Here is a 12,944-nt window from a genome sequence, read left to right as displayed (position 1 = left end):
GGTATGAAGTAAAATGGTTGTTTTTCAATAATCAATCAATTTCATTCATGCTTGAGCGCAGCCATCTGGCCATCATCCGGGAGGTCGACCGCCAGGGTTCGCTGACCGCGGCTGCTGGCGTGTTGTGCCTGACGCAGTCGGCGCTGAGCCACGCGATGAAGAAGCTGGAGGATCAGCTGGGTACGCCGATCTGGTTGCGCGAGGGCCGCTCGCTGCGCCTGACGCAGGCCGGCGAGTACCTGCTCGCGGTGGCCAACCGCATGCTGCCGCAGCTGGACCTGGCCGAGGCGCGCGTGCGCCAGTTCGCGCAGGGCGAGCGCGGCACGCTGAGCATCGGCATGGAATGCCATCCCTGCTATCAGTGGCTGCTGAAGATCGTCTCGCCCTATCTGGCGCGCTGGCCGGACGTGGATGTCGACGTCAAGCAGAAGTTCCAGTTCGGCGGCATCGGCGCGTTGTTCGGCTACGAGATCGACCTGCTGGTCACGCCGGATCCGCTGTTCAAACCGGGCCTGCACTTCGAGCCGGTGTTCGACTACGAGCAGGTGCTGGTGGTGAGCCGCCGCCATGCGCTGGCCGGCGCGGCCTATGCCAAGCCCGAGCACCTGGTCGGCGAGACGCTGATCACCTACCCGGTGGCGGTGGAGCGCCTGGACGTCTACACGCAGTTTCTGATGCCGGCCGGCATCACGCCGAAGCGACACAAGAGCATCGAGACCACGGACATCATGTTGCAGATGGTCGCCAGCGATCGCGGCGTCGCGGCGCTGCCGCGCTGGCTGGTCGAGGAGTACGCGGCCAAGATGGACCTACTGCCGGTCCAGCTCGGCAGGAAGGGCGTGGCCAAGCAGATCTATCTCGGCGCCCGCGACAGCGAGCTGCACATCGACTACCTCAAGGCTTTCATCGAACTGGCGCGTCGAGGCGCCGCCACCGGGCCCAAGCCATGACCGACGGCACCGACTTCAAGCGCGAGCATCTGCTCAAGGAATACGAGCTGCGCTAGAACGAGAACATCCGCTTCGCGGAGCAGTTCGGGGTGCCCTTCGTCGATGCCGACTACGACCGCGACGGGGCTGTCTGAATTTCTGTGTTCGAGGCTCGGTGTAGGGCTCGCCGATTCAGACGAGCCCGCGCCGCATATTACGCGGCAGGTCAGGTAAATCGCTCGCCGTAGGCGATGGCGAATTGGTTCATGGCCTCCTTCCATTCCTTGGCCGCGCGGCCCCAGTCGGCCGTGATATTGCGCAGCGCCAGCCACAGGAGCTTGGTAGCGGCATCGTCACTGGGGAAGTGGCCGCGCGTCTTGATGATCTTGCGCAGCCGACTGTGGATGCTCTCGATGGCGTTGGTCGTGTAGATCACGCGCCGCACGGCTGGGCTGAAGGCGAAGAACGGGATGACCCGATCCCAGGCCCGGCGCCAGGTGGCCGTCACGGTCGGGAACTTCTGGCCCCAGGCGCTCGCCTCGAAGGCATCGAGTTCGGCCTGGGCCGCGTCAGCACTGGACGCCGTGTAGATTGGCTTCAAGGCCGCCGCCAGGGCCTTGCGGTCCTTCCAGCTCGCGAAGTCCAGGCTGTTGCGGATCAGGTGCACGATGCAGGTCTGCAGCGTCGTGGCTGGGAACACGGCAGCGAGCGCCTCGGGGATGCCCTTGAGCCCATCGGTGACGGCAATCAGGATGTCGGCGACTCCTCGGGTCTTCAGATCGTTGAAGACCTTCATCCAGAACTTCGCGCCCTCGGTGTTCTCGATCCACAGGCCCAGGATGTCGCGCGTGCCATCGGGCAGCACGCCCAGGGCCAGGTAGATAGCCTTGTTGCGCACCACCGCATCCTCGCGAATCTTCACGCGCAGAGCGTCGAAGAACACCACCGGATACATCGGCTCCAGCGGCCGGCTCTGCCAGGCCGAGACCTCGGTCATCACGGCATCCGTCACGGAGCTGATGAACTCGGGGCTGACCTCGGTGCCGTACTGCTCGGCCAGGAAGCCCTGAATCTCGCGCACCGTCATGCCACGCGCGTACATGGCCACGATCTTGTCGTCGAAGCCGGTGAAGCGCCGCTCGTGCTTGGGGATAAGGATGGGTTCGAACGAGCCGGCGCGGTCGCGCGGCACCTCGATGCGCAACGGACCGTCCTCGGTCAAGACCGTCTTGGCGGACTTGCCGTTGCGCTGGTTGCCGGCCTCCTCCGGCTTGGCCGTGCCGGGCGGATAGCCCAAGTGGTGCGACAGCTCCGCGCCCAACGCGCGCTCGATCAGCGCCTTCTTCAGCGCCATGGTCGTGGCGTTGATCTGCTCGGCCGTCATCGGCGTCGAGCCGCCGGTCAGCTGCTCAATGAGTTCCTTGGGGATCGACGGCAGCGCCGTCATGCCGGCTCCCGCCGGCTTCTTCTTGGTTGGCATAGATGCTCCTGGTCGTCATGCTATGCCTCGCACACAAAAATCCTGACAGGCTCACCGCGACAACTGGTTCGAACGCGCCAAGGGCATGGAGAACGAGCCCGAGCGCGGCATCCGTTGCACCATGTGCTTCGACATGCGCTTCGAACGCTCGGCGCTGGCTAGCCATCCGGAAAGCGTCGCTGCCACAGCGCCTTGAGCCGCGGCTCCTCGTCGACGCGCCGGATCACCGGCGTCATGGCCGGCGCCTCGGCATAAAAACGCTCGCGCCAGGGCCCGAAGCGCGAGATCACGGCCACATACAGGTCAAGCACCGTCAACTCGTCGCCCAGCAAGTACCTCGACGGCCGCAGCTGCGCATCCATGCTGCGCCAGCAGAAGGCAATGCGCTCATGGACCGCCTGGACCACCGCCTCCCGGGCGCCGGCCGGCGCGCCGATCCGGCCCACATCGGGCTTGATCCAATGCAGCGAATAGATCGCCGAAGAGACATAGAACATCCAGCGCAGGAACTGCCCGCGCGCCGGATCGCCCAGGCCGGGCGACAGGCTGGCCTCGGGGTGGGCATCGGCCAGATGGATCAGGATTGCGGCGCTCTCGGTCAGGACCTCGCCACCGGGCAGCACCAGGGTCGGGATCTGCCGCAGCGCGTTCTGCGCAGCGACCCGCTCGCGCGCCGTCTCCGACACCCAGGTCTCGCCCTCGACCAGCCGGAACGGCCGACCCAGCAGGGTCAGCGCGGCCTCGACCGCGACGGAGCCGGACCCGGCGGCGCCGTAGAGGAGGAGTTGTTGTTGTTCTTGTTCTTGTTCGTCTTGCTGCGGGTTCTTCACGGTGGGGGTCTCCGGTGGCCGACTAGGCTTGGGTCTTGAGCAGAACTGCAATGCTGCACATGACGAGACGAGCGCCGAGACGGATCATGATGCCCAGGCCCTGCTCCTCTCTAGACCAAGTATTGAGGAGTCCGCATGATCGCTCCGGACCTGGCTGATGCGAATGACAAAGTGGGTTATGCCCGGCACCGAGCGCGCAGGCCATAGCGAGAGCCGTTCGTCAGCGCGAGCAGAACCCCGGCCGTGCCCTGTTAGCAGCCCCACCTCACGCACTGAACATCACCTCAAACCCGCCAAAAATCATCCGCGGCCCGTCGAAGGGCATCGGGTTCGCCTTGGGATCCAGGCGTGGGTCGGCCATCGCGCTTTTCATGCCGGCGTCGCGCACCGCGCGCGAGGGCCAGAGGATCCAGGAGAACACCACGCTCTCCTCGGACTTGCGCTGCACGGCCATCGTGAACGAGGTCAGCTTGCCCTCGGGCACGTCGTCGCCCCAGCATTCGACGACGCTCAGGGCGCCGTATTCCTTGAACACCGCGGCGGCGGCGGCCGCATGGCGGCGGTAGACCTCGCGCTGGGCGGTCGGGACGGGGACGACAAAGCCGTCGATGTATGGCTGCTGCTGTTGATCCTGCTGCTGTTGCGTCATGATGCATGCTCCTCGCTGCGGTTGTGGCTGCCCCATGGGGCGTGACGGAGCCCGCCGCTTGCGGGCTCCTGATGCACGACGAACGGGGGGCGGCGGAATCGACATAGCATCACCATCATCATGATGACGACGATCACCGGAAGCTATAAGGCCGACTTCAGGGAGAGGGTGAGCGGCATGCGGATCGCGATATTCGGCCGTCCGGGCGGCGGCAAATCCACCTTGGCGCAGCAGATCGCTGCGGAGCTGGGGCTGCCGCTGCATCTGCTGGACGCGTTGCAGTTCGCCAGCGGCGGCGCCCGCCAGGCGGACGAGCCGTTCGAGCGGCTGCATGCGGCGCTGCTGGAGGCGCCGCATTGGGTGATCGAGGGCTTCGGCACCCTGCGCGCCTTCGAGCGCCTGGTGGCGGCGGCCGAGCTGCTGATCTGGGTGGAGCGGCCGCTGGCCCTGCACTACTGGTGGGTCACCAAGCGACTGCTGAAGAGCCCCTGGGCCCCGCCGGTGGGCTGGCCGCGCCGCAGCCCGATGCTGCGTTCGACCTGGAGCAGCTACCGCTACCTGCTGCGCGGCGAGCGCTTCTGGACCCCGGCCCTGAAGGCCCGGCTGCAGGCCCTGGAGCCGGCGCAGCGCTTCCGCCTGATCCGGCACCAGGCCGATGTGCGGGCCCTGCTGCGCGAGCTGGCGCCGGTGGCGGCTTGAGGCCTTCCTGCTTGCTTGCTAGCTCGTCAGACCAGCGCCGCGATGCCGGCGCCCAGGCCGCTGAGCGCCGCCGAGGTGCCCAGCAGCACCACATCGCGCCGGTCATTGCCGAGACGGCGTGCCTGCCAGGTCACCCAGGCCAGGGTGAGCGCGCCGGCCAGGCCCATGAAGAAGGCGCTGTTGTTCAGGAGGTCGTTGCTGCTGTCCATGGATGAGGGTTTGTGCTTATTCGCCGCGAGGCCGGCTGGCTGAGGAAAGAGCCGGCATGCTCGGCGAAACGGCGCGGCGCGACAAGCAGGTATAACGGGCGGATCGCTGCGTTTTTTTCGAAACGCCGCCGAGAGAAGATCAACATCATGAGTAGGGGGATGAGCCCATGAACAAGCACGACGACACCGTCACGGCACCGACCGAGCAGGACCTGGCCGCCCTCGATGCCCGCCTCGCGGCCAGCGAGCATCCGAAATGGCAGAACTTCTACCTGGACCGCGCCCGGCCCTGCCCCTTCTTCGGCCTGGCGCCGGATGAGAACCTGAGCGAGTGGCTGGCGGCCGGGCGGCTGCCGGGGCGTCGCGCCGTCGACCTGGGTTGCGGCAATGCGCGCAACGCGCTATGCCTGGCCGGCCGGGGTTTCGACGAGGTGCTGGGCATCGACTTCTCGGCCTCGGCGGTCGCCTGGGCGCGGGAGGAGATCGCCAGATCCGGCCTGCCGGTGCGGATCGAACAGCGTTCTGTGTTCGATCAGTCACTGCCGGCCGGCGCGGCCGATCTGGTCTATGACTCCGGCTGCTTTCACCACATCGCGCCGCACCGGCGCGCCGACTATGTGCGCCTGGTGCGCGAGGCGCTGCGCCCCGGCGGCGCCTTCGGCCTGGTGTGCTTCGCGCCGGAGGGCGGCAGCGGCCTGAGCGATGCGGCGGTCTACGAGCAGGACTCGCTGGGCGGCGGCCTCGGCTACGAGGCGGAGCGCCTGCGCGAGATCTGGTCGCCCGGCTTCGAGATCGCCGAGCTGCGCCGCATGCGCGACCAAGAGGCCGGCAGCGGCCTGTTCGGCCGCGACTTCCTCTGGGTCATGCTGGCCTACAAGAAGGTCTGAGCCTTCCTGGGATGGGCGCCTCAACCGGTCGTCATCGCACCACTGGGGGATGCCGGGCCCGGCTTCCGGTGCGATACCGGCACAGTTGTCGACACCGCCTTGGCAGGGGCTCCCACGCGGCGGTGTTGTGTGTCAACGGGAGCCAGAGAAGACCAAGATGACAAATCGCAAGGCAAGGGACAGCGGGATAGCCGCGCATGGCTTCAAGGCTCTAGCAACACTTCTATGCTTGGGCGCGACCCTGACCGGGAACGCACAAGCTCAGACCCAGAGCTTCAGTTTCATCGGCGGTACCAGCGGCATGTGGGTGTTCAACAATGCCAGCGGCCGGGCCTCTTTCTGCATCGGGGTGAAGTCAGGCACCACTGGCAACCCGATGGGCAAGTGCAATGTCATCGGCAGCGTTGGCACCAGCACCGCCGGCTTCACGCTGACTCAGTATGCCAACAACGAGCTGTTCATCGTCTCAAAGACCAATGGCGCGATCTTCCAATGCTCGGTGGTCTTTCAGTCCGGTACGAATCCGGTTGGCGGCTGCGCCCAAATCGCATCCACCACCAATCTCTTGTAGGGCGTTTGCCTTTGATCTCAGCAGCAGCGCCCCATCCGCGACCCATAGCGCGCCGCCTGGCGCTCGCGGAAGAAATCCTCGTAGCTCATCGGCGCCTGGTCCGGATGGGTGGCCTGCATATGGGCCACATAGCTGCCGTAGTCCGGCACGCCGACCATCAGCCGGAAGCTCTGCGCCATGTAGCGCCCCGCGCGGCCGAGATCGGCCGCCAGGGCGCTCAAGCCTTGGCGGGTCTCAGTCACCCCCGGCTCCGGCCGGCAGCGCCTGGAACGGCGTCTCCTGCACGCTGGGCTTGGCCGCGACGCGGGCGGCCAGCACCGACTTGATGCTGTAGACCAGCACGCTGATCACGACGAACATGAACAGCGCGCATAGCGCGGCGTCCAGGCGGTCGTTGAAGATCACGCGCTGCATCGCGTCCAGGCTCTTGGCCGGGGCCAGCACCTGGCCGGCGGCCACCGCATCGCTGTACTTCTGGGCATGGGCCAGGAATCCGACCTTGGGGTCGCTGGAGAAGATCTTCAGATAGCCAGCCGTCATCGTGCAGGCCAGCAGCCAGGCCGCGGGCACGATCGTGACCCAGGCGTAGCGGTCCTTCTTCATCTTGAACAGCACCACGGTGCCCAGCATCAGCGCGACGGCGGCCAGCATCTGATTGGCGATGCCGAACAGCGGCCACAGGGTGTTGATGCCGCCCAGCGGATCGACCACGCCCTGGTAGAGGAAGTAGCCCCAGGCCGCCACGCACAGCGCGGTGGCGATCAGGTTGGCGGGCAGCGATTCGGTGCGCTTCAGGGCCGGCACGAAGGTGCCCAGCAGGTCCTGCAGCATGAAGCGGCCGGCGCGGGTGCCCGCGTCGACGGCGGTCAGGATGAACAGCGCCTCGAACAGGATCGCGAAGTGATACCAGAAGGCCATCATCGCCTTGCCGCCCACCACCTGGTGCAGGATGTGCGCCATGCCCACGGCCAGGGTCGGTGCACCGCCGGCGCGGGCCAGGATGGTGTTCTCGCCGACGTCCTTGGCGGTCTGGATCAGCATCTCGGGCGTGATCACGAAGCCCCAGGTCGAGAGCGTCGCGGCCACGGTCTCGGGCGTCTTGCCGACCAGGGCGGCCGGGCTGTTCATCGCGAAGTAGATGCCCGGCTCGATGCAGGAAGCCGCGACCAGGGCCATCACCGCGACGAAGCTCTCGGCCAGCATGCCGCCGTAGCCGATGAAGCGGGCGTTGACCTCGTTGTCCAGCATCTTGGGCGTGGTGCCCGAGCTGATCAGCGCGTGGAAGCCCGAGACGGCACCACAGGCGATCGTGATGAACAGGAAGGGGAACAGATTGCCGGCCCAGACCGGGCCATTGCCGGCGGCGAACTGCGTGAAGGCCGGCATCTGCAGCGGCGGGGCCACGACGACGATGCCGATCGCCAGCGCGACGATGGTGCCGATCTTCAGGAAGGTCGAGAGGTAGTCGCGCGGCGCCAGCAGCAGCCACACGGGGATCGAGGCGGCGACAAAGCCGTAGCCGATCAGCATCCAGGTCAGGGCCTTGCCGTCATAGGTGAACAGCGGCGCCCAGGTCGGGCTCTCGTGCACCCATTGGCCGCCGATGATGGCCAGCATCAGCAGCACGAAGCCGATGATCGACACCTCGCCAATGCGGCCCGGGCGGATGTAGCGGGTGTAGATGCCCATGAACAGCGCGACCGGAATCGTCGCGGCCACCGTGAAGGTGCCCCAGGGCGATTCGGCCAAGGCCTTCACCACGATCAGCGCCAGCACCGCCAGGATGATGATCATGATCATGAAGGCGCCGAACAGCGCGATCACGCCCGGCACCGTGCCCAGCTCCTGCTTGACCAGGTCGCCCAGCGAGCGGCCATCGCGGCGCGTCGAGATGAACAGCACGATGAAGTCCTGCACCGCGCCGGCGAACACCACGCCGGCCAGGATCCACAAGAGGCCCGGCAGATAGCCCATCTGCGCGGCCAGCACCGGGCCGACCAGCGGGCCGGCGCCGGCGATCGCGGCGAAATGGTGGCCGTAGAGCACGTACTTGTTGGTCGGCACATAGTCCAGACCGTCGTTGTGCTTCCAGGCCGGCGTCATGCGCTTGCCGTCCAGGCCGAATACCTTCGTGGCCAGGAACAGGCTGTAGTAGCGGTAGGCGATCAGGTAGACGCAGACGGCCGCGACGACCACCCACAGCGCGCTGACGGCTTCGCCCCGCCCCAGCGCCACGGCCGCCAGCGCAAAGGCGCCGAGCAAGGCCACGAAGAACCACGCGAGGTGGCGACCCAGTCCAGACATAGCTTGTCTCCTATCCTGCCGCGAGCCGTCAACCTGCGGTCCGCTGTGCGACCGGCAGTTTCGACCGGGCGGTCGGATGGGCGCATCTGTGACACCGCGCGATGAAACACGCGGGAACACCTAAGGGTCAACCCGGGGTCTGGCCGCCCATCTCCTGGGCATGCTCCACCGCGTACTTGATCAGCTCGGCCTGGCCCTCCAGGCCCAGCTTGCGCTTGATGTTCTGGCGGTGCGCCTCGACGGTGCGCACGCTCAGGGAGAAGGTCTTGGCGATCTGCTTGCTCGATTCGCCGCGGCCCAGGGCCGACAGGATCTCGCTCTCGCGCGCCGACAGCAGCGGCTTGGGCGCCTGGTTGCGGAACAGGCGCTTGGACACAGCCGGGCTCAGGAAGGTGCCGCCGGCCGCGACCGCCTCGATCGCCGCGACGATCTCGCTGGCCGGCGCATCCTTCAGCACATAACCGCGCGCGCCGGCCTGCAGCGCGCGCTGCACATACTCGGGGTTGTCGTACATGCTGAACATCAGCACCCGCAGGCCCGGGTTCTGCGCCAGCAGCGAGACCGCCAGGTCGATGCCGTTGCTGCCCTTCAGGCCCACATCCAGCAGGGCCACATCGGGCGCGGTCTCCAGCAGCCTCAGGCGGGCCTCGTCGGCATCGCCGGCCTCGCCGACCACCCGCAGCCCGGCGACGCTGGACAGGCGCGCGGCCAGCCCCTCGCGCACCATCGGGTGGTCGTCCACCAGCAGGATCCGGATTTCTTGCGCCGCGTTCGTCGTCATGCCTGCTCCAGCCTGGCCTCGATGCGCGAGCCCTGCCCCGGCCGCGCCTGGATCTCGAGTCGGCCGCCGATCGCGGCCAGGCGCTCGCGCATATTGCGCAGGCCGATGCCCTGCTCCGGATGCTGCTGCACCGCCTCGGTGTCGAAACCGCGGCCATCGTCGACCAGGCGCATGACCAAGCGCCGATCGTCACCATCGCAGAAGTCCAGCAGCAGTTCGACCTGGCGCGCCCGCGCATGCTTGGCGATATTCGTCAGCCCCTCCTGCGCGACGCGGAACAGCGCGGTCTTGACCTCGGCCGGCAGCTCGCGCTCGGCCCCCTCGATGCGCACCCGCACCGCGGGCGCATCGGCGCCGGCCTCCTCGAACTCCTGGCCCAGGTGCTGCAGCGCCGCCGCCAGACCCAAGGTATCCAGCAGCGCCGGGCGCAGCCGGTGCGAGATGCGGCGGATCTCGCTCAGGCTGGTGTTGAGCCGCGCCAGCGCCTGCTGCAGCGGCGCCGCCTGGCTGGTCTCGGCCGCGGTCTCGACCAGCAGCTTGGTCGAGACCAGGGTCTGGCTGATGCCGTCGTGCAGCTCGCGCGCCAGATGGGCGCGCTCGTCCTCCTGCGACTGCTGCACCTGGCGCGCCAGCAGGCGCAGCTTCGTTTCGGCGACGCGGTGCTCGCTGAGGTTCAGCGCCAGGCCCGAGGCGCTGATCAGCGCGATGCCGAACACCGCGATGCCGGCGATCCACAGCAGGGTGGCGGCGATATTGCGGTTCGCCTCATGCTCGAGCTGGCTCATCGTGGCCTGGATGCCGTCCAGGTAGAGCCCGGTGCCCAGCATCCAGTTCCAGCGCTCCAGCGCGATCACATAGCCGAGCTTGGGCGCGATCTGGCCGCTGGAGGGCTTGCGCCACAGATAGTCGACGAAGCCGCCCCCGGCCTTGGCCTGGGCCACCAGCTGCTGGATGGTCGGCCGGCCCTTGGGGTCGCGCAGCTCCCACAGGTTCTTGCCCATCAGCTCGGGCTGGCGCGAATGCATCAGCACCCGGCCCTGCAGGTCGTAGACGAAGAAATAGCCGTCCGGCCCGTAGTCCTGCGCCGCCAGCAGGTTCAGCGCCTGGGCCTGCGCCGCGCTGGCATCCTTGCCGGCGCTGCCGTCGTAGAGCGGCTTGATGGTGCTGGCCGCCAGGGCCACATAGTTGTGCAGCTCGCTGCGCCGCGCCTCCATATAGGCGCGCTCGACCAGCGCATGTTCGCGCCGGGCCAGATCCGCCTCCTGCTGTCGCACCGCCAACGCGATCAGCGCGAGCGAGGCCAGCAAGGGCAGGATGGCGAGCAGCAGGATCTTGGTTCGAAGGCGCATGGCGGGCAGGGCAGCCCGTCATTGTCGCCGAGGCGCTCAGTCCTCTTCGCTGTCCGGCGCGTCGTCGACCAGGCGGTCGAAGTCGGCGGTGCCGGCGATCGCCTTCGGGATCAGCGGCTTGTCCAGCGGGCGGTAGACCCGGCTGTGCAGGCGGTTCAGGCGCTCGGAGCGCTCGACCGCGCGGCTGACGCGCTCGGGATCCAGCAGCATCGCGAAGGGGTCGGCGACGAAGGCATTGCCAGCAGAAGAGATCAGACGCATGGTGGGCACTCCCGTGATGATGGGCTCCACTGTAGGGACGCCGGCCCGGGCCGCCCAGTCGGCCGCGCCCCAAAGCGCTTGTAGGTTTTTTTCCTAGGGCTTGTCCGCCATCGCTTGGCGCAACTGCCGCACCAGTTTGTCCCGCCCGGCGCGCTCGGCGAAGTCCGCCGCGCTCAGGCCCTGCTCGTTGCGCAGCGTGGCGTCGGCCCCGGCCTTCAGCAGGCGCTCGGCGCTGCTGATGCCGCCATAGCCGGCCGCCAGCATCAGCGGCGTGCTGCCATTGGGCGAGCGCGCGTCCAGCTCGGCGCCCTGGGCGATCAGCCAGGCCACCATGCCATCGTCGGGGCCGCTGCAGGCGTAATGCAGCGGGGTCCAGCCCTCGCGGTTGATGGCGGCGCCGCGCTTGGCCAGTTCCTGCGCCCAGTCCAGCCGGCCGCGCAGCGCGGCCAGCATCAGCGGCGTCTCACCGGCCGGGTTGGCCGCGTTGACGTCCAGCCCCGGGTGTGTCAGCAGGCTCTTGACGGCCTTCTCACCCTCGTCCTTCAGCGCGATGTGCAGCGGCGTTTGGCCATGTGCGTCGCGCGCATTCGGGTCGGCGCCGCGCAGCAGCAGCACGCCGATGCGGTAGCCGTTGTCGAGCCGCGCCGCATGCAGCAGCGCCTCCTCGTCCGGGCCGGCGCCGGCCAGCAGTGGCAGCAAGCACAGCGCAGCCAGCAGCGCGCGAGCAAAGCGTCGCGGCCGCATCTCAGTTCAGGCCAAACAGGCGCCGGCTGTTGTCGGAGGTGACGGCCGCGACCTCCTCCACCGGCAGGCCGCGCAGCTCGGCCAGTTGCTGGGCCACATGGGGCACATAGGCCGGCTGGTTGGTCTTGCCGCGGTAGGGCACCGGCGCCAGATAGGGGCTGTCGGTCTCGATCAGGATGCGGTCCAGCGGCAGGGCCTTGGCCACGTCGCGCAGGTCCTGCGCGTTCTTGAAGGTCAGGATGCCGGAGAAGGAGATGTGGAAGCCCATCTCCACCGCGGCCCTGGCCACCTCGGCCGTCTCGGTGAAGCAGTGGAACACGCCGGCGCGCTCGCCGCCGGCCCGCTCCTCGCGCAGCAGGCGCAAGGTGTCGGCGCTGCTGCTGCGGGTGTGGATCACCAATGGCTTGCCACAGGCCTTGGAGGCGCGGATATGGGTGCGAAAGCGCTCGCGCTGCCATTCCATCTCGTCGACGCTGCGGCCGTTCAGGCGGTAATAGTCCAGGCCGGTCTCGCCGATCGCCACCACCCGCGGGTCCTGCGCGCCGCCCAGCAGCTCCTGCAGGCTGGGCTCGTGCACATCCTCGTTGTCCGGATGCACGCCCACCGTGGCCCACAGCTCGGGATGCGCGGCCGCCAGCGCCCGCACCTGCGGGAACTCCTCCATCGTGGTGCAGATGCAGATGGCTTGCTCGACCCGGGCCGCGCGCATCGCGGCCAGCAGCTCGGGCAGCTGGGCGCTGAGCTCGGGGAAGCTCAGGTGGCAATGGGAATCAATGAACATCGAACTGCAAGGGGGAAAAGGAAGCCGGGCGCTCAGAGGGTCTGGGTCGGCTTGGACGAGGAGATCAGCGTGCCGAGCTGCTCCTCGATCTTGAGCTTGATCAGGCGGTGCTTCTCGTCCGGCGGGAAGCGCACGCCGACGCCCTGGGTGCGGCCGCCCGAGGCATTGGCCGGGGTGATCCAGCCCACCTTGCCGGCCACCGGATAGCGCTGCGTGTCATCGGGCAGCGACAGCAGCAGGTAGATGTCCTCGCCGAGCTTGTATTCGCGATTCGTCGGCACGAACAGGCCTCCGTCCGCGAACATCGGGATATAGGCCGCGTAGAGCGCGCCCTTTTCGCGGAACACCAGCTGGATCACGCTCGGGCGTGCGCCGGCGGCGGCCGTGGCCAGCGCGGCGGCTTGCGGTTTGGCGGGCATGTCACTCATAGGGCTGCCAGTGTACCGAATGGCGCCGCCCGGCCTGCGGCA

Annotated in this window: 16 protein-coding genes and 1 pseudogene; 5 read left to right on the top strand and 12 right to left on the bottom strand. The window is 67.8% G+C overall.

Annotated features, from left to right (window positions below):
• Positions 1 to 47: 47 nt before the first annotated feature.
• Positions 48 to 950 (top strand): LysR family transcriptional regulator, encoded by a 903-nt coding sequence (locus G8A07_RS14275; RefSeq protein WP_195792717.1) that lies wholly within the window; start codon positions 48 to 50, stop codon positions 948 to 950.
• A gap of 205 nt (positions 951 to 1,155) precedes the next feature.
• Here G8A07_RS14275 and G8A07_RS14270 read toward each other — a convergent pair whose 3' ends face one another.
• Complete coding sequence (locus tag G8A07_RS14270) at positions 1,156 to 2,409, bottom strand: IS256 family transposase (RefSeq protein WP_195792716.1); 1,254 nt, start codon at positions 2,407 to 2,409, stop codon at positions 1,156 to 1,158.
• 58 nt (positions 2,410 to 2,467) lie between these two features.
• Between G8A07_RS14270 and G8A07_RS14265 the strand changes: the two are divergent.
• A pseudogene (locus G8A07_RS14265) lies at positions 2,468 to 2,575 on the top strand (epoxyqueuosine reductase QueH); the annotation flags it as partial.
• Here the strand turns inward: G8A07_RS14265 and G8A07_RS14260 are convergent.
• Both G8A07_RS14260 and G8A07_RS14255 read right to left on the bottom strand, forming a co-directional pair.
• On the bottom strand, positions 2,568 to 3,239 hold the full coding sequence (locus G8A07_RS14260) for a glutathione S-transferase family protein (protein ID WP_195792715.1): 672 nt from the start codon (positions 3,237 to 3,239) through the stop codon (positions 2,568 to 2,570). The pseudogene G8A07_RS14265 and the gene G8A07_RS14260 overlap by 8 nt on opposite strands.
• Before the next feature lie 265 nt (positions 3,240 to 3,504).
• A complete protein-coding gene (locus G8A07_RS14255; RefSeq protein WP_195792714.1) occupies positions 3,505 to 3,888 on the bottom strand; it encodes a DUF1428 domain-containing protein in 384 nt (127 codons plus the stop codon).
• Positions 3,889 to 4,065: 177 nt separating this feature from the next.
• Between G8A07_RS14255 and G8A07_RS14250 the strand changes: the two genes are divergently transcribed.
• Entirely contained in the window at positions 4,066 to 4,587 is a 522-nt protein-coding gene (locus G8A07_RS14250; RefSeq protein WP_195792713.1) for an AAA family ATPase, read from the top strand.
• A gap of 26 nt (positions 4,588 to 4,613) precedes the next feature.
• Here the strand turns inward: G8A07_RS14250 and G8A07_RS14245 are convergent, their stop codons facing one another.
• Positions 4,614 to 4,796 (bottom strand): hypothetical protein, encoded by a 183-nt coding sequence (locus tag G8A07_RS14245; protein ID WP_195792712.1) that lies wholly within the window; start codon positions 4,794 to 4,796, stop codon positions 4,614 to 4,616.
• 167 nt (positions 4,797 to 4,963) lie between these two features.
• On the opposite strand from G8A07_RS14245, the gene G8A07_RS14240 reads away from it, so the two are divergent.
• Positions 4,964 to 5,683, top strand: a complete 720-nt coding sequence (locus G8A07_RS14240; RefSeq protein ID WP_195792711.1) for a class I SAM-dependent methyltransferase — start codon at positions 4,964 to 4,966, stop codon at positions 5,681 to 5,683.
• A gap of 157 nt (positions 5,684 to 5,840) precedes the next feature.
• Positions 5,841 to 6,254, top strand: a complete 414-nt coding sequence (locus G8A07_RS14235; protein ID WP_195792710.1) for a hypothetical protein — start codon at positions 5,841 to 5,843, stop codon at positions 6,252 to 6,254.
• Between the two features lie 17 nt (positions 6,255 to 6,271).
• Here the strand turns inward: G8A07_RS14235 and G8A07_RS14230 are convergent, their stop codons facing one another.
• From G8A07_RS14230 to G8A07_RS14195, 8 genes are all read right to left on the bottom strand, one after another.
• A complete protein-coding gene (locus G8A07_RS14230) occupies positions 6,272 to 6,475 on the bottom strand; it encodes a YbdD/YjiX family protein (protein WP_371816371.1) in 204 nt (67 codons plus the stop codon).
• Positions 6,476 to 6,488: 13 nt separating this feature from the next.
• Positions 6,489 to 8,558, bottom strand: a complete 2,070-nt coding sequence (locus tag G8A07_RS14225) for a carbon starvation CstA family protein (RefSeq protein WP_195792709.1) — start codon at positions 8,556 to 8,558, stop codon at positions 6,489 to 6,491.
• 127 nt (positions 8,559 to 8,685) lie between these two features.
• Complete coding sequence (locus G8A07_RS14220; protein WP_195792708.1) at positions 8,686 to 9,339, bottom strand: response regulator transcription factor; 654 nt, start codon at positions 9,337 to 9,339, stop codon at positions 8,686 to 8,688.
• Positions 9,336 to 10,688 carry a cache domain-containing protein gene (locus G8A07_RS14215; RefSeq protein WP_195792707.1) on the bottom strand — a complete coding sequence of 451 codons (1,353 nt, stop codon included), beginning with the start codon at positions 10,686 to 10,688 and terminating at the stop codon, positions 9,336 to 9,338. Before G8A07_RS14215 ends, G8A07_RS14220 begins: the two co-directional genes overlap by 4 nt.
• Positions 10,689 to 10,724: 36 nt before the next feature.
• Positions 10,725 to 10,949, bottom strand: a complete 225-nt coding sequence (locus G8A07_RS14210; RefSeq protein ID WP_195792706.1) for a hypothetical protein — start codon at positions 10,947 to 10,949, stop codon at positions 10,725 to 10,727.
• A 93-nt stretch (positions 10,950 to 11,042) separates the two neighbouring features.
• Positions 11,043 to 11,693: an ankyrin repeat domain-containing protein gene (locus G8A07_RS14205; RefSeq protein ID WP_195792705.1), complete on the bottom strand. Its 651-nt coding sequence runs from the start codon at positions 11,691 to 11,693 to the stop codon at positions 11,043 to 11,045.
• Position 11,694: 1 nt separating this feature from the next.
• A complete protein-coding gene (locus G8A07_RS14200) occupies positions 11,695 to 12,474 on the bottom strand; it encodes a TatD family hydrolase (RefSeq protein ID WP_195792704.1) in 780 nt (259 codons plus the stop codon).
• 32 nt (positions 12,475 to 12,506) lie between these two features.
• Complete coding sequence (locus G8A07_RS14195) at positions 12,507 to 12,893, bottom strand: PilZ domain-containing protein (protein WP_195797773.1); 387 nt, start codon at positions 12,891 to 12,893, stop codon at positions 12,507 to 12,509.
• Between the last annotated feature and the right edge of the window lie 51 nt (positions 12,894 to 12,944).

The organism is Roseateles sp. DAIF2, assembly GCF_015624425.1.
GTDB lineage: Bacteria > Pseudomonadota > Gammaproteobacteria > Burkholderiales > Burkholderiaceae_C > Kinneretia.
Note: the sequence above shows the minus strand (reverse complement) of the source record. Positions and strands in the feature narration are given on the sequence as shown.